General features: G+C 71.8%; 15 protein-coding genes. 9 read left to right on the top strand and 6 right to left on the bottom strand.

The annotated features are described in order from the left end of the window. The first annotated feature begins 112 nt into the window (after positions 1 to 112). On the top strand, positions 113 to 1,732 hold the full coding sequence (locus AB0I29_RS08470) for an ATP-binding cassette domain-containing protein (protein ID WP_357480305.1): 1,620 nt from the start codon (positions 113 to 115) through the stop codon (positions 1,730 to 1,732). On the opposite strand, the gene AB0I29_RS08465 is transcribed toward AB0I29_RS08470, so the two are convergent. Beyond that, complete coding sequence (locus tag AB0I29_RS08465; RefSeq protein WP_357480302.1) at positions 1,729 to 2,346, bottom strand: HAD-IA family hydrolase; 618 nt, start codon at positions 2,344 to 2,346, stop codon at positions 1,729 to 1,731. The genes AB0I29_RS08470 and AB0I29_RS08465 overlap by 4 nt on opposite strands. 133 nt (positions 2,347 to 2,479) lie before the next feature. On the opposite strand from AB0I29_RS08465, the gene AB0I29_RS08460 reads away from it, so the two are divergent. Continuing rightward, on the top strand, positions 2,480 to 3,223 hold the full coding sequence (locus AB0I29_RS08460; protein WP_357480300.1) for an NAD(P)H-binding protein: 744 nt from the start codon (positions 2,480 to 2,482) through the stop codon (positions 3,221 to 3,223). Here AB0I29_RS08460 and AB0I29_RS08455 read toward each other — a convergent pair. Further along, positions 3,189 to 4,145 carry an RNA polymerase sigma-70 factor gene (locus AB0I29_RS08455; protein WP_285102655.1) on the bottom strand — a complete coding sequence of 319 codons (957 nt, stop codon included), beginning with the start codon at positions 4,143 to 4,145 and terminating at the stop codon, positions 3,189 to 3,191. The genes AB0I29_RS08460 and AB0I29_RS08455 overlap by 35 nt on opposite strands. A gap of 155 nt (positions 4,146 to 4,300) precedes the next feature. On the opposite strand from AB0I29_RS08455, the gene AB0I29_RS08450 reads away from it, so the two are divergent. Further along, entirely contained in the window at positions 4,301 to 5,050 is a 750-nt protein-coding gene (locus AB0I29_RS08450) for a class I SAM-dependent methyltransferase (RefSeq protein ID WP_357480297.1), read from the top strand. 47 nt (positions 5,051 to 5,097) lie between these two features. Further along, positions 5,098 to 5,751 (top strand): TetR/AcrR family transcriptional regulator, encoded by a 654-nt coding sequence (locus tag AB0I29_RS08445; RefSeq protein ID WP_357480294.1) that lies wholly within the window; start codon positions 5,098 to 5,100, stop codon positions 5,749 to 5,751. Here AB0I29_RS08445 and AB0I29_RS08440 read toward each other — a convergent pair. The 3 genes from AB0I29_RS08440 to xseA form a co-directional block, all read right to left on the bottom strand. Then, positions 5,712 to 6,119: a RidA family protein gene (locus AB0I29_RS08440; protein ID WP_285102661.1), complete on the bottom strand. Its 408-nt coding sequence runs from the start codon at positions 6,117 to 6,119 to the stop codon at positions 5,712 to 5,714. The genes AB0I29_RS08445 and AB0I29_RS08440 overlap by 40 nt on opposite strands. Before the next feature lie 134 nt (positions 6,120 to 6,253). Next, on the bottom strand, positions 6,254 to 7,396 hold the full coding sequence (locus AB0I29_RS08435) for an epoxide hydrolase family protein (RefSeq protein ID WP_357480291.1): 1,143 nt from the start codon (positions 7,394 to 7,396) through the stop codon (positions 6,254 to 6,256). Between the two features lie 59 nt (positions 7,397 to 7,455). After that, a complete protein-coding gene (xseA, locus tag AB0I29_RS08430; protein WP_285102665.1) occupies positions 7,456 to 8,718 on the bottom strand; it encodes an exodeoxyribonuclease VII large subunit in 1,263 nt (420 codons plus the stop codon). A 63-nt stretch (positions 8,719 to 8,781) separates the two neighbouring features. On the opposite strand from xseA, the gene AB0I29_RS08425 reads away from it, so the two are divergent. Continuing rightward, positions 8,782 to 9,819, top strand: a complete 1,038-nt coding sequence (locus AB0I29_RS08425) for a 4-hydroxy-3-methylbut-2-enyl diphosphate reductase (RefSeq protein WP_285102667.1) — start codon at positions 8,782 to 8,784, stop codon at positions 9,817 to 9,819. 28 nt (positions 9,820 to 9,847) lie between these two features. On the opposite strand, the gene rmuC is transcribed toward AB0I29_RS08425, so the two are convergent. Further along, complete coding sequence (rmuC, locus tag AB0I29_RS08420) at positions 9,848 to 11,347, bottom strand: DNA recombination protein RmuC (protein ID WP_357480286.1); 1,500 nt, start codon at positions 11,345 to 11,347, stop codon at positions 9,848 to 9,850. A gap of 196 nt (positions 11,348 to 11,543) precedes the next feature. Here rmuC and AB0I29_RS08415 point away from each other — a divergent pair, with 196 nt between their 5' ends. The 4 genes from AB0I29_RS08415 to ychF all read left to right on the top strand — a co-directional run bounded on the left by AB0I29_RS08415 (position 11,544) and on the right by ychF (position 15,918). Then, on the top strand, positions 11,544 to 12,374 hold the full coding sequence (locus tag AB0I29_RS08415; protein WP_285102670.1) for an ABC transporter ATP-binding protein: 831 nt from the start codon (positions 11,544 to 11,546) through the stop codon (positions 12,372 to 12,374). Continuing rightward, a complete protein-coding gene (locus AB0I29_RS08410; RefSeq protein ID WP_357480283.1) occupies positions 12,356 to 13,969 on the top strand; it encodes a hypothetical protein in 1,614 nt (537 codons plus the stop codon). The genes AB0I29_RS08415 and AB0I29_RS08410 overlap by 19 nt, the downstream gene beginning before the upstream one ends. Before the next feature lie 75 nt (positions 13,970 to 14,044). After that, a complete protein-coding gene (locus tag AB0I29_RS08405; protein WP_357480280.1) occupies positions 14,045 to 14,821 on the top strand; it encodes a DinB family protein in 777 nt (258 codons plus the stop codon). 11 nt (positions 14,822 to 14,832) lie between these two features. After that, the gene (gene ychF / locus AB0I29_RS08400; protein WP_357480277.1) at positions 14,833 to 15,918 is read left to right on the top strand and encodes a redox-regulated ATPase YchF; all 1,086 of its coding nucleotides are present in this window, start codon (positions 14,833 to 14,835) and stop codon (positions 15,916 to 15,918) included. Positions 15,919 to 16,002 lie beyond the last annotated feature (84 nt).

Raw genomic sequence — 16,002 nt, 5'->3', positions numbered from 1 at the left:
CGACATCCGGGGTCCGCTGTCCACAGGTTCGACGGCCGACAGGTCCGACGTCCGACGGGCGGACCGGAATCAGTTTGGTCCCGGCCGGTCCGGCATCGGACCATGGTGACCCATGGGCCATCTTGAAGTCGCGCACGCCGAGTACCACCTGCCGGACGGCCGGACCCTCCTGGGGGACGTCTCGTTCCGCGTGGGCGAGGGCAGCGCGACGGCGATCGTGGGCCCGAACGGCGCGGGCAAGACGACGCTCCTGCGTCTCATCACCGGTGAGCTGGAGCCGCACGGCGGCTCCGTGGTCGTCAGCGGCGGGCTCGGCGTGATGCGCCAGTTCGTCGGCTCGGTGCGCGACGAGACCACGGTGCGCGACCTGCTGGTCTCCGTGTCGGACGCGCGGCTGCAGCAGGCGGCGCGAGCGGTCGACGAGGCCGAGCACGCGATGCTCACCGTGGACGACGAGGACGCGCAGATGGCGTACGCACAGGCCCTGTCGGACTGGGCCGAGGTGCGCGGCTACGAGGCCGAGACGCTGTGGGACGTGTGCACCATGGCCGCGCTGGGCGTGCCCTACGACCGCGCCCAGTTCCGCGAGGTGCGGACCATGTCGGGCGGCGAGCAGAAGCGGCTCGTGCTGGAGGCGCTGCTGCGCGGCACCGACGAGGTGCTGCTGCTCGACGAGCCGGACAACTACCTGGACGTGCCGGGCAAGCGGTGGCTGGAGGAGCAGCTCAAGGCCACCCGCAAGACCGTCCTGTTCGTCTCGCACGACCGCGAGCTGCTCTCCACGGTGGCCGACCGTATCGTGTCGCTGGAGCCGGGTCCGGCCGGGGCCGACGCCTGGGTGCACGGCGGCGGGTTCGCCACGTTCCACGAGGCACGGCGCGAGCGGTTCGCGCGGTTCGAGGAGCTGCGCCGGCGCTGGGACGAGAAGCACGCGCAGCTCAAGAAGCTCGTGCTGACCCTGCGGAACCAGGCCGCGAGCAGCCCCGACATGGCCTCGCGCTACCGGGCGGCGCAGACCCGCCTGCGCAAGTTCGAGGAGGTCGGCCCGCCGCCCGAGCCGCCGCGCGAGCAGGACATCACGATGCACCTGCGCGGCGGGCGCACCGGCCTGCGGGCCGTGACCTGCGAGGGGCTGGAGCTCACCGGGCTCATGAAGCCCTTCGACCTGGAGATCTTCTACGGCGAGCGGGTCGCGGTGCTGGGCTCCAACGGGTCGGGCAAGTCCCACTTCCTGCGGCTGCTCGCGGGCGGCGACGTGGCCCACACGGGCTCGTGGAAGCTCGGGGCGCGGGTGGTCGCGGGCCACTTCGCGCAGACGCACGCCCACCCCGAGCTGTTCGGCCGCGCGCTGCTCGACATCCTGTGGGAGGACCACGCGCAGGACAAGGGCAAGGCGATGGCGCGGCTGCGGCGCTACGAGCTCACCGTGGCGGCCGACCGGCCGTTCGACCGGCTGTCGGGCGGCCAGCAGGCCCGGTTCCAGATCCTCCTGCTCGAGCTCGCGGGCTCGACCGCGCTGCTGCTCGACGAGCCCACCGACAACCTCGACCTGGAGTCGGCCGAGGCGCTGCAGGAGGGCCTGGAGTCCTTCGACGGGACGGTGCTGGCCGTGACCCACGACCGCTGGTTCGCGCGGTCGTTCGACCGGTACCTGGTCTTCGGTTCGGACGGCATGGTGCGCGAGACCCCGGAGCCCGTGTGGGACGAGCGGCGGGTCGAGCGGGAGCGCTAGTCCGCCGGGCGCACGCCGTGCTCGGCGAGCCGGTCCACGAGCACGGCGTGGCCCTCGTCCAGGCACCAGTGCACGGCGGCCATGCCCGTGGACCGCGCTCCCTCGACATTGGCCGGGTGGTCGTCGACGAACAGGATCTCGGCGGACTCTGCCCCGATCCGGGTGGCGGCCTTCTCGAAGAAACCGGGGTCGGGCTTCGCGACGCCGAGGTCGCACGAGTACAGGCTGACGTCGAACAGCTCGTCGTACCCGAGCACGGTGCGCAGGTACTCGGCCCGCCGGCGCACCTGGTTGGTCCCGAGGTGCACCCCGTAGCCGGCCGCACGCAGGCGTCGCACCAGGTCGAACGACGACGCCGACGGCTCGGTGTTCTGCCACACCGCCGCGTACAGGTCGTTCGCGGCGACGTCGAGTCCCTGCTCCCGCAGCACCTGTGCGAGCACCGGCAGAAAGTCCTCGTCGCTGGCCAGGAGCGGTCGCTCGCGGTCGGACGCGGTGTCCAGGACGGCGCGCGCGTGCTCGCCCAGCAGCGCCTCCGCCGCGGTGTAGAAGCCGCCGCGGATCTGCTGGAGCACGCCGTCGGCGTCGAACAGGACGTGTCGGATGGTCGCCACGTGCGAACCGTAGCAACCGGGTCGGAGCGCCCTGTCGCGGCCCGTGTGTCACAGATCCGGGGTGCACCCGGTCGAACACGTGACGGGCCGTCCGGGCCCGTCGCGCGAACGACGCGAAACTGAGGAGCACACCATGAAGATCGTGGTCATCGGCGGCACGGGCCTCGTCGGCAGCCAGGTAGTGAACAATCTGCGGGCGCACGGGCACGAGGCGGTCGCCGCCGCGCCGCAGACCGGCGTGAACACCCTGACCGGTGAGGGTCTCGACGAGGTGCTCGAGGGCGCGCAGGTGGTGATCGACCTCAGCAACTCCCCGTCGTTCGCCGAGGAGGACGTCACCAACTTCTTCCGGACCTCGACGACGAACCTGCTCGAGGCGGAGAAGAAGGCCGGCGTGCAGCACCACGTGATCCTCTCGATCGTGGGCGCCGACGGCATCGACTCCGGCTACATGCGCGCCAAGATCGTGCAGGAGGACCTGGTCAAGGCCTCCGGCTCGGGCTGGTCGATCGTCCGGTCCACGCAGTTCTTCGAGTTCCTCGCCTCGATCGCCGACACGGCGACCGTCGACGGCGTCGTCCACATCGCGCCCGTCCGCTTCCAGCCGATCGCCTCGGCGGACGTCGCCAGGTTCGTCGGCCGGACCGCCGCGGGCACGCCGCTCGGTGCGACCATCGAGATCGCCGGCCCGGACACCTTCGGGTTCGACGAGATCGTGCGCAAGCACCTCGCCACGAAGGACGACCCCCGCGAGGTGCGCGCCGACCCGAGCGCCACCTACTTCGGGGCGGAGCTCAAGGACGCCGAGCTCGTCCCCGCCGGCGAGGCCCAGCTTGGCGAGGTCAACTACGACCAGTGGCGGGCGGCTCAGGCGTAGTGTCCCCGGCGTCGGCCTCCGGCGTGGCCTGGTCTCCCCAGGCCCGCCGGAGCGGCGCCATCTTGTCGGGGTTCATCTGCCACATCAGATCCTGCACGCCCTCGTCGGACACCGTGACGGACAGGACGCCCACCAGTGCGCCGTCCCGCTCCATCGCGAAGCCCTCCGCGCCGTTGACCTCGATCGGCCGCGTGGTGATGCCCGCCCAGAAAGCCTCCGCGAACGACGACAGGACCCGGGCCACCTTGTTCCGGCCCTGGACCGCGACCCGGGCGACGTGCTTGGCCCGGCCGTTGCTGTCGGCACGCGTCACGACGTCCTCGGCGAACAGTTTCTCCAGCCGGGCGACGTCGCCCACCCGGGCCGCGGCGAGGAACGCGGCGAGCAGGTCACGCCGGGCCGTGTCGCTGACCGTGTTCCTGCGCTCCGAGGCGAGGTGCTTGCGGGCCCGGCTCACGAGCTGGCGGGTGGCGGTGGGGGAGACGCCCACGATCTGGGCGATCTCCGGGTATCCGTAGTCGAACGCCTCGCGCAGCACGTACGCGGCGCGCTCCGTGGGGGAGAGCTTCTCGAGCAGCACCAGGACGGCGACGTCCAGGGCCTCGGCGCGCTCCGCACCCAGCGTCGGGTCGTCGCTCGTGTCCACCGGCTCCGGCAGCCACGGACCGACGTACGTCTCGCGCCGCGACCGCGCGCTCTGCAGCACGTTGATCGCCAGCCGGGTCGCCGCGGTCGTCAGGAACGCCTGCGGGTTGACGACGACCGACCGGTCCGTCGTCTGCCACCGCACCCAGGTCTCCTGCACCACGTCCTCGGCCTCCGCGGCCGAGCCGAGCATGCGGTACGCGATGCCGAACAGCCGTCGCCGGGCCGACGCGAAGACCTCCGCGGCGTCATCGAGCGTGTCCACATCGCCTGTCATCGTGCTCTCCTGGGGTAGCGCAGATCTCCCCGGGGGAGACACCGGTCGTTCGCGCACGGCCGGCGTCTCGTCCGGTCGCGCGCCTCGATACCCTCCCGACCGTACGCGACCGAATGACCTTGGGCCGGGTCCGACGGTAGGTGAACATTGTTGCCATGACCACACCCGACCCGATCTTCGTGGACCCCCGCCTCGCGCGCCTCTACGACGCCTTCGACGACGACCGCAGCGACCTCGACCTGTACGCCGGCCTCGCCGAGCGGCTGGGCGCCCGCAGCGTGGTCGACGTCGGCTGCGGCACCGGCGTGCTCGCCCTGCTGCTGGCCGCGCGCGGCCTGGACGTGACGGGGGTCGACCCCGCCGCAGCGTCCCTGGAGGTCGCCCGCCGCAAGCCCGGCGCCGAGGACGTCACCTGGGTCGAGGGCGGGGCCGACGCCGTCGCCGGGCTGGACCTCGCGGCCGACCTGGCGACGATGACCGGCAACGTGGCGCAGGTCTTCACGGGCGACGACGACTGGGCTCGGGCGCTCGCGGCGGTCCACGACGCGCTCCGGCCCGGTGGCGTGCTCGTGTTCGAGACCCGGGTCCCCGCGCGCCAGGCCTGGCTCGGCTGGACACGCGAGAACTGGTCGGCCCGCCGCACGATCCCCGGCGTCGGCGAGGTCGAGACCTGGACCGAGCTGCTGGAGGTCACGCTCCCGCTGGTCACCTTCCAGCACACCTACCGCTTCCCGCCCGGCCTGCTGCCCGACGGCGACGTGGTCGCCTCGGTCTCGACCCTGCGGTTCCGGGAGCGCGACGAGGTGGAGGCGTCGCTGGCCGCCGCAGGGTTCACGGTCGAGGAGGTGCTGGACGCGCCCGACCGGCCGGGTCTGGAGTGGGTGTTCGTGGCTCGCCGGGACTAGGGGCGCGGCGCTCTTTTTATGGCAGCGCCATGCCATAGAATCCCCGCATGGCGAGGCAGAAGGATCCGGCGGTGCGCACGCAGCTCCTGGAGCGCGCGGCGCGGATGCTGCGCGAGCGCGAACCCATCACGCTGCGGTCGCTCGTCGACGGGACCGGGGTCTCGACGATGGCGGTCTACACCTACTTCGGCGGGATGGACGGTGTGTGGCAGGCGCTGCGCCAGGAGGGCTTCACGCGGCTGGCGGCCCGGTTCGAGACCCTCGTCGTGCCCGACGACCCCGTCGAGGACCTCGTGGCGGGGGTGGCGGCCTATGTGGTCAACGCACTCGAGTTCCCCGACCTCTACCGGGTCATGTTCGACGCGACCGTCGAGCTCGAGGACGTCGAGGCGGCCGAGTCGACTCTCGGCTACCTCGTGCGTGCCGCGCGGCGCTGTCGCGACGAGGGCCGCATCGCCGAGGACGCCGACCCCGAGCGGCTCGCCAACGACGTCTGGACCGTCAGCCACGGGATCGTGTCGCTGGTTGTCAGTCGGGTCACCTCCCGGCGCACCCTCGCCTCGGGCGTCCCCCTGCTCACCGCGGTGATCGTCGCGGCCGGCGACGATCCCGCGGTGTGCCGGCGCTCGGTCGAGGCCGGCTGGGTCGCGCTGAGCCCGCCTCAGGGCAGCACGGCGATGGCGTCGACCTCGACCAGGTAGCCCGGCGCGGCCAGCGAGCTGACCCCGATCCAGGTGCTCGGCTGCTGGAGCTCGACGCCCAGCGCCGCCGCCGCTCGCTGACGCCCGATGACGAACTGCTCGGCCTTGGCCGCGTCGAGGTCGACGATGTAGACGGTCACCTTGGCCAGGTCGGCCGCCGTCGCCCCGACCGCGTCGAGCGCAGCCGCGATGTTGAGGTAGGCCTTCTCGGCCTGGGCGGCCACGTCGTCACGACCCACGAGGTTGCCCGCGGTGTCCCACGACACCTGCCCGGCCAGGTAGATGGTGCGCGAGCCCTGCGTGTCGGCCACCTGGTGGTGGACGTCGACCCGGTTGACGCCTTCGGGGTGCACCAGCTTGACGGTCATTGCCCTGCTCCTTCTTCTCCACGGTCTCCGCGAACTTCCGAAACATAACACAGCGATGCTATGTTATCTGCGAGGTGTGGTCAGGGTCACGCCCGGCTCTGCCGGGCGTGGGGCCGGGCCGGCCGGAGCCCGGGTCAGTCGAGGCTGCGGAAGAAGTCGCGGATGTCGTCCGCGAGCAGCTCGGGCTCCTCCATCGCGGGGAAGTGCCCGCCCTCGGCGTGCTCGCTCCAGTGGCTGACGGCGTTCCACGGGTCCAGCGCGCGGCGCATGAGCGGGTGCGTGTCGAACACGACCCAGCCGGCCGGTACGCCGGAGGGGGCGAGCCAGTCGAGGCCGGAGTGCTCGGACTCGTAGTAGAACTGCGCGCTGGAGGCGCCGCTGCGCGTGAACCAGTACAGGCTGACGTTGGTGAGGAGCTGGTCGCGGTCGACCGACTCGTCCGGCGTCGGGCGGGCGGGGTTGGTCCAGGTCTGGAACTTCTCCGCGATCCACGCGAGCTGGCCCATGGGGGAGTCGACCAGGGCCGCGCCGATCGTGTCGGGGCGGTGGTTCTGCATCTCGAAGTAGCCGCGCTCGGCCGCGTCCTTGGCGCGGACGGCGTCGATCTGCGCGATCTCGTCGTCGGACAGGCCCTCGGGGTACGGGAACTTGTCGCCGACCATCCCGAGCGACCGGCCGTCGCTGCCCACGTGGGTGCCGATGACGCGCTCCGGGTAGAGCGCCGCGAGGCGGCCCGTGATGCCCGCGCCGATGTCGGTGCCGTGCGCGGCGAACCGTTCGTAGCCGAGCCGCGTCATGATCTCGGCGTACGCCTCCGTGGTCCGGGCCAGCTCCCAGCCCGTCCCGGACAGGGGCGTCGAGAACCCGAAGCCGGGCAGCGACGGGATCACCACGTGGAACTCGTCGGTGAGCAGCGGGACCAGGCGCTGGTACTCGACGAACGAACCCGGCCAGCCGTGGTTCAGGATGATCGGGGTGGCGTCCGGGTTGGCCGAACGCGCGTGGACGACGTGGAACGTCTGGCCGTCGACGACCGTCGTGAACTGCTCGTAGGCGTTGAGCGCCGCCTCCTGCGCGCGCCAGTCGAACCCGTCGCGCCAGTACTCGGCGAGCTCCGTGAGGTATGCCTGCGGGATGCCGCGGCTGAAGTCCGCGCGGTCGTCGCGGCCGGGGACGGGGACCGGCCGCCGCGTGCGCGCGAGCCGGTCGTGCAGGTCGTCGAGATCGGCCTGGGGGATGTCGATGCGGAACGGGGTGAGTGCGGTGTTCTCGGTCATGACAGCTACCTTTCCAGGAGAGGCGGACAGGTCCTGTCCGCTTCTCCGACCGTTCGTGCCTAGGGAATTGTCGCGGTGACCTCCGCGTCGAGGGCGCCCTGCGCCAGGCGCACGTGCACGCCCGCACCGACCGTCACGTCGTCGGGACGCCGCACCACGTGGCCGTCCGCACGCTGCACGACGGCGTAGCCGCGCTCCAGCGTCGAGGCCGGCGACAGCGCCCTGACCTGGGCGCCGAGCCGGCCGATCTCGCCGCTCGCCCGCAGGAGCAGCGCGTCGAGGGCGTGCCGGCCGTGCCGGATCGCCTGGAGGACGTCGCGTTCGCGCGACTCCAGCATCGTCTGCGGCATCGCGAGGACGGGACGCGAGCGGACGCCGTCGAGCCCGCGCTGCTCGCGGTCCAGCATGGCGGCGACGGCGCCCCGCATCCGGGTGCGGGCCTGGTTCAGCCGGAGCCGCTCCTCCGAGACGTCGGGCACGATGCGCTTGGCGGCGTCGGTGGGGGTGGAGGCGCGGTAGTCGGCGACCAGGTCGAGCAGCGGTGCGTCGGTCTCGTGACCGATCGCGCTGACCAGGGGCGTGCGGACCTGGGACACCGCGCGCACCAGCGACTCGTTGCTGAACGGCAGGAGGTCCTCGACCGAGCCACCGCCGCGCGCCACCACGATGACGTCGACCCGGGGGTCCTGGTCGAGCTCGGTGATGGCGTTCGACACCTCGCGGACGGCGTTGACGCCCTGCACCGCGACCTCACGGATCTCGAACCGCACCTGGGGCCAGCGGGCCCGGGCGTTGACCACGACGTCGTGCTCTGCCTTGGACTCCCGCCCGCAGACCAGCCCGACGACGGCGGGCAGGAACGGGAGGGCTCGCTTGCGGGAGGCGTCGAACAGGCCCTCCGCGGCGAGGACCTTCTTCAGAGCCTCGATCCGGGCCAGCAGCTCGCCCACGCCGACGGCCTTGATCTCGTTCGCCTGCATCTGCAGCGTGCCGCGCTTGGTCCAGAAGACGGGCTTGGCGTGCACCACCACGTGGTCGCCCTCGGCCGGCGGCTGCGCCAGGGTGCTCAGGACGCGCGAGAAGATCGTCACGGGCAGGGACGCGTCGGCGTCCGTGTCGCGGAGCGTCAGCCACTGCATGCCGGAACCGGGCCGCAGGTTGAACTGCACCACCTGGCCCTCGACCCAGACCGGCGGCATCTTGTCGATGTAGCCCTTGATCTTCTCCGAGAGCACGCGCACCGGCCAGGGGCTGGTGGGCGTGGTGTCGAGCGCCTTGGCGGGGAGCTCGGTCGGGAGGATCTGCTGGGTGGGTTCCGTCACGTGTCCAACCCTGCCACCCACCACCGACACAAGCCCTCCGCACACCGCCCCTAGACTGAACCCGTGAGTGTCACGAGCCCTGAGCGTCCTGCCCGGACCAAGACGAAGCGCGTCCTGCTGGCTGCACCCCGTGGTTATTGCGCCGGCGTGGACCGCGCCGTGGTCGCCGTCGAGAAGGCCCTGGAGACGTACGGCGCACCGGTGTACGTCCGCAAGGAGATCGTGCACAACAAGCACGTGGTGGAGACCCTGCGCGAGCGCGGCGCGATCTTCGTCAACGAGACCGACGAGGTGCCCGAGGGCAGCCGGCTCGTGTTCTCCGCCCACGGCGTGTCGCCCGCCGTGCGCGCCTCGGCCGTGGCGCGGAGCCTCGACACCATCGACGCGACCTGCCCCCTGGTCACCAAGGTGCACAAGGAGGCCGTGCGGTTCGCCAAGGACGACTACGACATCCTGCTGATCGGGCACACCGGTCACGAGGAGGTCGAGGGCACGGCGGGCGAGGCGCCCGAGCACGTGCAGATCGTCAACTCGCCCGACGAGGTGGACCAGGTCGTGGTGCGCGATCCCGACAAGGTCGTGTGGATCTCGCAGACCACGCTCTCCGTGGACGAGACCATGGAGACCGTCCGTCGGCTGCGCGAGAAGTTCCCGTCCCTGCAGGACCCGCCCAGCGACGACATCTGCTACGCCACGCAGAACCGCCAGGTCGCGGTGAAGAAGCTGGCGCCCGAGTGCGACCTGGTCATCGTGGTCGGCTCGGCGAACTCGTCCAACTCGGTGCGGCTGGTCGAGGTGGCGCTCCAGTCGGGCGCCACCGCCTCCTACCGCGTGGACCGAAAGACCGAGATCAAGGACGAGTGGCTGGAGGGCGTCACGACCGTCGGCGTGACCTCCGGCGCGTCGGTGCCGGAGATCCTGGTGCAGGACGTCATCGCGCACCTCGCGGACCACGGCTTCGGCACCGTCGACGAGGTGCGGACGGCCACCGAGGACCTCATGTTCTCGCTGCCGCGCGAGCTGCGCGCCGGGCTCAAGGCGGCGGGCGAGGAGACCAAGCGCCCGCGCCGCGAGTCGCGCAAGGAGCTCCCGCAGGCCTGAGGGCCTGGCGCCGGGGCGGCGCGGCGGCTCAGCCCGCCGCGCTGCCCTTGGCGTCGTTCTTGGCGGCGTCCTCGACGGCTTCCAGCGCGCGCTTGTCGCTGACCGCGAGCTCGGTGACCTCGAGCGCCTGCACCAGGATCCCGTCGGCGGCGTCCTGGTCCTGTGCCCGGTCGATCGCGACGACGCCGCCCTCCTCGGCGGCCAGCAGCTCGGGCTTCGTGATCGGCCGAGGCACCTCCTCGATGCCCCGGATCTCCTCGATGCTGTCCTTCTGGTCGACCACGTCGAGCTCGACCATCCGGCGGGCCGAGGTGAGCACGTTGCGCTCCAGCGAACCGATCATCTGGTTGTAGCTCTTGGTCGCCGACTCCAGCGCGCGGCCCGTCCGGGTGACGTGGCCGGTCATGGTGACCAGGCGCGCGTACAGCTCCTTGCCGACCGTGAGCACCCGCTGCGCGTTCTCCGCGAGGGCCTCCTGCCGCCAGGCGTAGGCGACGGTGCGCAGCAGCGCGAGCATCGTGGTGGGCGTGGCGATGATGACGTTCTTCTGCGCCGCGTACTCCAGCAGCTCGGGGGCGCGCTCCAGGGACGCCGACAGGAACGCCTCGGCCGGCACGAACATCACGACGAACTCGGGCGCAGGCTCGAACTGGTTCCAGTACTTCTTGCCGGCCAGGTCGTCCACGTGCTTGCGCATGTGCCGCACGTGCGCGTCGAGGCGCTGCTCGCGGTACGCGGCGTCGTCGGACTGCTGGGCCTCCAGGAAACCCAGGAACGCGACCTTGGAGTCCACGACGACGCGCTTGCCGCCGGCGAGGTTGATGACCATGTCCGGCCGGAGGATGCCGTCCTCCGTGGTGACCTGCGCCTGCTCGGTGAAGTCGACGCGGTTGATCATGCCCGCGGACTCCACGACCTTGCGGAGCTGCAGCTCGCCCCACGCGCCGCGGGTCTGCGACGAGCGCAGCGCCGTGACCAGGTCCGCCGTGCCGTTGCGCAGGTCGGTCGACACCTCGGCGACGTTGCGCATCTGCTCGACCAGGGCACCCTGCCCCTCGATGCGGGCCTTCTCCGCCTGGAGCACCTCGCTGCGCACCAGCTCGACGGCCTTGGTCAGCGGGTCCACCAGAGACTTCACAGCCTGCTCGCGCTGAGCGAGGGCCTGCTCCCCGGCCGACGCCGACCGCTTGAGCCGCTCCTCCGCGAGCTCCAGGAACCGCTTGCTGTTGGCGTCCAGCGCGTCACCGGCGAGCGCCTGGAACTGCCGCCGCGCGTGCTCCTGCTCGGTGCGGGCGGCAGCGATCTGCTCGGCGGCGCGCTCCCGGGCGTCGGCGATCTGCTCGTCCGCCCGGTCCCGCGCGGCCTCCACCTGCCGTTCGGCCGACTCGACCTGGGCGCGCAGACGCACGGCCTCCAGGTCCGACTCGCGCACGGCCGACGTGCTGCGCTGCGCGTGCCCGAGCCACCCCAGCAGCGCACCGACGACGAGGGCGCCGAGGGCCAGCAGGATCGTTGCGGCGATGTCCATGTGCGACAGGCTGCCACGACCCACCGACACTCCTGTACGCCGACACCCCGAGCGTCCCCGATCGTCCGGTATGCGCCGGACATCGTGTCCGTATCGCCGCAGGTGGCGTCGTCCGACCCGAGGCGGACCATCTATCACCCGTACTCATCCTCGCGTCGGATCCGGTGCGTCGGAGGTCCCGGCTAGGTTGGTTGCCATGACGACCCCAGTCGACCCGAGCCCGCCGGGAAGCGCCGGCCCGCAGGGCGCCCCGGAGCCGCCCCCGTACGACCCGTCGGCAGCGCTCAGCGTCCGCGGCCTCTGGAAGCGGTTCGGCCAGAAGATCGCCGTCTCCGGCGTCAGCCTCGACGTACCGCGCGGCTCGTTCTACGGCCTGGTCGGCCCCAACGGCGCGGGCAAGACCACCATGCTCTCGATGGCCACCGGACTGCTGCGCCCGGACTTCGGCACCGCCTGGGTGCACGGCGTGGACCTCTGGGCACGCCCCGACGAGGCCAAGGCCACGCTCGGCGTCCTGCCCGACGGCGTCCGCCTCTTCGACCGCCTGACCGGCCGCCAGCTCCTCACGTACGCCGGGATGCTGCGCGGCATGGACAAGGCCACCGTCGTCGAGCGCACGAACGACCTGCTCCAGGCGTTCGACCTCGGCGCCGACGCCGACACGTTCGTCGTCGACTACTCCGCGGGCATGACCAAGAAGATCGCGCTGGGCAGCGCCATGATCCACGCCCCGCGCACCCTCGTCCTGGACGAGCCGTTCGAGGCGGTGGACCCGGTGAGCGCGGCCAACATCCGCGACATCCTCAAGGACTACGTGTCGGGCGGCGGCACCGTGATCGTCTCCAGCCACGTGATGGACCTGGTGCAGCGCATGTGCGACCACGTCGCGGTGATGGCGGCGGGGCAGGTCCTGGCCGCGGGCACCGTCGACGAGGTGCGCGGCGAGCAGAGCCTGGAGGACCGGTTCGTCGACCTCGTCGGCGGTCGCCAGCACTCGGAGGGGCTCTCATGGTTGCGCGGTTCCTGACCCTCAAGCTGACGCTGATGGGCAACACGTTCCGCAAGAGCGTGTGGCAGACGATCGGGCTGGTCGTCGCCTCGCTGTACGCCCTCAGCATCGTCGCTCTGGTGGTCGTCGCCGTCGTGGGCCTCGGCGTGCTGCAGGACCCGGCCTGGGCCGGGCTGGCGATCACGCTCGGCGGGGCCCTCACCGTCCTGGGCTGGTGGATCATCCCGATCTTCGCGTTCGGCGTCGACGCCACGCTCGACCCGCACCGGTTCGCCACGTTCGCGATCCCCCGGCGCACCCTCGTGGCCGGGCTGGCCGTCGCCGGCCTGGTCTCGGTGCCCGGCATCGCGACCGTCCTGGTCGTCCTCGGCACCTCGTTCGCCTGGGTGCTGGAGCCGGGCACGCTCCTGGTGGCGCTCGCCGGCGGGACGCTCGGCGTCGCGACCTGCGTCATCGGCTCCCGCGCCATCACCACGCTGCTGGCGCCCGTGCTCGAGTCCCGGCGCTACCGCGAGGTCGTCACGCTCGTGGCACTCGTGCTGGTGGTGTCGATCGGCCCGCTGATCGGCTGGCTCGCCAACGGCGTCGAGGTGTCCATGGAGGCGGAGCCCGAGAGCAGCACCGGCATGCAGCTCCTGCCCGTCTTCGAGCAGGCGGCCGGCTTCGTGGGGTGGACGCCGTTCGGCGCGGCCTGGGCGCTCGCGGGCAGCGTGCACGACGGCGACTGGGCCGGTCTGGCAGGACGGCTCGCCGTCGCGCTCGGCACGATCGTGCTGGGCTGGCTGGTCTGGGACCGCGCCCTCGCCCGCGCGCTGGAGCGCCCGCCCGTCGGTGACGGCGGCGGTGGCCGGGCGAAGGGTCTCGGCGCGTTCGGGCGGGTCCCGTTCTCGCCCACCTGGGCCGTGACCGCCAGGACCGCCACGTACTGGCTGCGCGACCCGCGCTACTCGGGGTCCCTCGCGATCGTCCCGCTGCTGCCCGTAATCATGTACTTCTCCGGCCAGAGCACGGGCAACTACTTCCTGCTGCTCGCGACGGGGCCGTTCGTGGCCTGGATCCTCGGCTTCAGCATCTCCAACGACATCGCCTACGACAACACGGCGTTCGCGCTGCACGTCGCCTCCGGCGTCGACGGGCGGGCCGACCGGTGGGGCCGGGCCATCCCGATGCTCACCGTGGGACCCGTGGTCAGCGCGGCCACGGTGATCGCGTCGGTCTGGGTGGCCGATTCCTGGCACCTCACGCTGCCGCTGCTGGGACTGGCCTTCGGCTCCCTGCTGGTGAGCACCGCCGTGGCGTGCGCGGTCTCCGCCCGGCTCGTGTACCCGGTGGCGAAGCCGGGGGAGAGCCCGCTCAAGTCCCCGCAGGGAGCAGCCGTGGCCACGATGGTGTCGCAGGGCATCGGCTTCGTGGTCACCCTGGGGCTGTCGGTTCCCGTGTTCGCGGTGGGGATCGCGGCCCTGGTGCTGGGCGGGGTGCTCTGGGGTGTCGCCACCCTCGTGGTCGGCGTCCTGTACGGCGTGCTGGTCCTGGTGCTGGCGGTGCGGTTCGGCGCCCGCGTGTACGACCGGCGGCTTCCGGAGCTGCTGCAGCAGGTGCAGTCGTTCCCGTGAGTTCCGGGCCCGGCCCGTGCGACCTGGGCCTGAGGCGCGGGCCGGATGTCAGAGGCTCGGCGTAGCGTCGCCCGCATGAACCAGATCACAGGACGCGTCGACGGCATCGAGGGCGCCGACCTCCGCGGGGCCGTCGTGCGCGACGCCGACATGAGCGGCGCCTCGTTCCGCGAGGTCGCCCTGAACGGCGTGCGGATGCGCGGGGTGGAGCTGGCCGGCGCCGACATCGACGGCGAGATCTACGACCTGCGCATCAACGGCGTCGAGGTGGAGCCGCTGGTCGAGGCGGAGCTGAACCGGCGGTACCCGGAGCGCGCCCTGCTCCAGGACCGCACGCTCTCCGGCCTCCGCACGGCCCTGGACGCGTACGAACGCATGTGGGAGGCCACGGTCGAGCGGGTCGCGTCGATGCCCCCGGGGACGGTGGACGTCTCGGTCGACGACGAGTGGTCGTTCGCCCAGACCCTGCGGCACCTCGTGTTCTGCACCGACGGCTGGCTGCGCTGGGGCGCGCAGGGCCGTCGCGACGACGTGTTCTGGCCGGCCGGCGTGCCGCACTCCGGGTTCGCCGCCGGGGCGCCGGGCCTCGGGATCGACCCGGCCGCCACGCCGTCGTACGAGGAGGTGCTGGAGGTGCGCCGGAGCCGGCTGCGTGAGGTGCGGGACTATCTCGCGACCGTCACGCCCGACCAGGCCGGCAGCCCGGCGGAGCCGCCGCCGTGGATGGACCAGTCCGAGGCGTTCGTCGCGGCCCAGTGCGTGTGGGTGGTGCTCACCGAGGAGTGGCACCACCACCGGTACGCGACCCGGGACCTGGACCTGATCGACGCGGGCGCCGCTCCGTCCACGTAAACTTGCGCGACGTGGCTCTCACTATCGGCATCGTCGGCCTGCCCAACGTCGGCAAGTCCACCCTCTTCAACGCTCTGACCCGCAACCAGGTGCTCGCGGCGAACTACCCGTTCGCCACGATCGAGCCCAACGTCGGCGTGGTCTCGCTGCCCGACGAGCGGCTGGCCAAGCTGGCCGAGATCTTCGAGAGCCAGCGGATCCTGCCGGCCACGGTGTCGTTCGTGGACATCGCGGGCATCGTCAAGGGCGCCTCCGAGGGTGAGGGCCTGGGCAACAAGTTCCTCGCGAACATCCGCGAGGCCGACGCGATCTGCCAGGTCACGCGCGCCTTCGACGACCCGGACGTGGTGCGCGTCGACGGCTCGCTCGACGCCCCCGGCGACATCGAGACGATCTCCACCGAGCTCATCCTCGCCGACCTCCAGACCCTCGAGAAGGCCCTGCCGAGGATGGAGAAGGAGGTCAAGATCAAGCGCGGCGACCCCGTGCTGTACGCGGCCGCCAAGAAGGCGCAGGAGATCCTGGACAAGGGGATCACGCTCTACCAGGGCGCCGCGGACGCCGGCCTGGACCTCGCCGAGATCGCGAGCCTGCAGCTGATGACGGCCAAGCCGTTCATCTACGTCTTCAACACGGACGACGCCGGCCTGGCCGACACCGCCTCCCAGGAGGCGCTGCGCAAGGTGGTCGCGCCCGCCCAGGCGATCTTCCTGGACGCCAAGTTCGAGTCGGAGCTCGTCGAGCTCGAGCCCGACGAGGCAGCCGAGATGCTCGCGGAGACCGGCCAGGAGGAGTCGGGCCTCGACCAGCTCGCCCACGTCGGTTTCGACACGCTCGGCCTGCAGACGTACCTCACCGCGGGGCCCAAGGAAGCGCGCGCCTGGACCATCCACAAGGGCTGGACCGCCCCGCAGGCCGCCGGTGTGATCCACACCGACTTCGAGCGCGGGTTCATCAAGGCCGAGGTGATCTCGTTCGAGGACCTGGTCGAGACCGGCTCCGTGGCCGGCGCGAAGGCGGCGGGCAAGGCCCGCATCGAGGGCAAGGACTACGTGATGCAGGACGGCGACGTGGTGGAGTTCCGCTTCAACGTCTGACCTGCGGTATTCGGTGCAGGTCAGGGCGTCTTACGCCTCCGCAGTCCGCGAGGAGTCCGCAGCAGGAGCGAGTGCGGTTTGCAC

It is taken from the genome of Promicromonospora sp. NPDC050262, from assembly GCF_040655935.1.
Classification (GTDB): Bacteria; Actinomycetota; Actinomycetes; order Actinomycetales; family Cellulomonadaceae; genus Promicromonospora.
Note: the sequence above shows the minus strand (reverse complement) of the source record. Positions and strands in the feature narration are given on the sequence as shown.

What these genes read in the sequence shown, in the direction of transcription:
- AB0I29_RS08470 (WP_357480305.1), top strand. Translation starts at nt 113, where the DNA reads ATGGGCCATCTTGAAGTCGCGCACGCCGAGTACCACCTGCCGGACGGC.
- AB0I29_RS08460 (WP_357480300.1), top strand. Translation starts at nt 2,480, where the DNA reads ATGAAGATCGTGGTCATCGGCGGCACGGGCCTCGTCGGCAGCCAGGTA.
- AB0I29_RS08455 (WP_285102655.1), bottom strand. Translation starts at nt 4,145, where the DNA reads ATGACAGGCGATGTGGACACGCTCGATGACGCCGCGGAGGTCTTCGCG.
- AB0I29_RS08450 (WP_357480297.1), top strand. Translation starts at nt 4,301, where the DNA reads ATGACCACACCCGACCCGATCTTCGTGGACCCCCGCCTCGCGCGCCTC.
- AB0I29_RS08445 (WP_357480294.1), top strand. Translation starts at nt 5,098, where the DNA reads ATGGCGAGGCAGAAGGATCCGGCGGTGCGCACGCAGCTCCTGGAGCGC.
- AB0I29_RS08440 (WP_285102661.1), bottom strand. Translation starts at nt 6,119, where the DNA reads ATGACCGTCAAGCTGGTGCACCCCGAAGGCGTCAACCGGGTCGACGTC.
- AB0I29_RS08435 (WP_357480291.1), bottom strand. Translation starts at nt 7,396, where the DNA reads ATGACCGAGAACACCGCACTCACCCCGTTCCGCATCGACATCCCCCAG.
- rmuC (WP_357480286.1), bottom strand. Translation starts at nt 11,347, where the DNA reads ATGGACATCGCCGCAACGATCCTGCTGGCCCTCGGCGCCCTCGTCGTC.
- AB0I29_RS08415 (WP_285102670.1), top strand. Translation starts at nt 11,544, where the DNA reads ATGACGACCCCAGTCGACCCGAGCCCGCCGGGAAGCGCCGGCCCGCAG.
- AB0I29_RS08410 (WP_357480283.1), top strand. Translation starts at nt 12,356, where the DNA reads ATGGTTGCGCGGTTCCTGACCCTCAAGCTGACGCTGATGGGCAACACG.
- AB0I29_RS08405 (WP_357480280.1), top strand. Translation starts at nt 14,045, where the DNA reads ATGAACCAGATCACAGGACGCGTCGACGGCATCGAGGGCGCCGACCTC.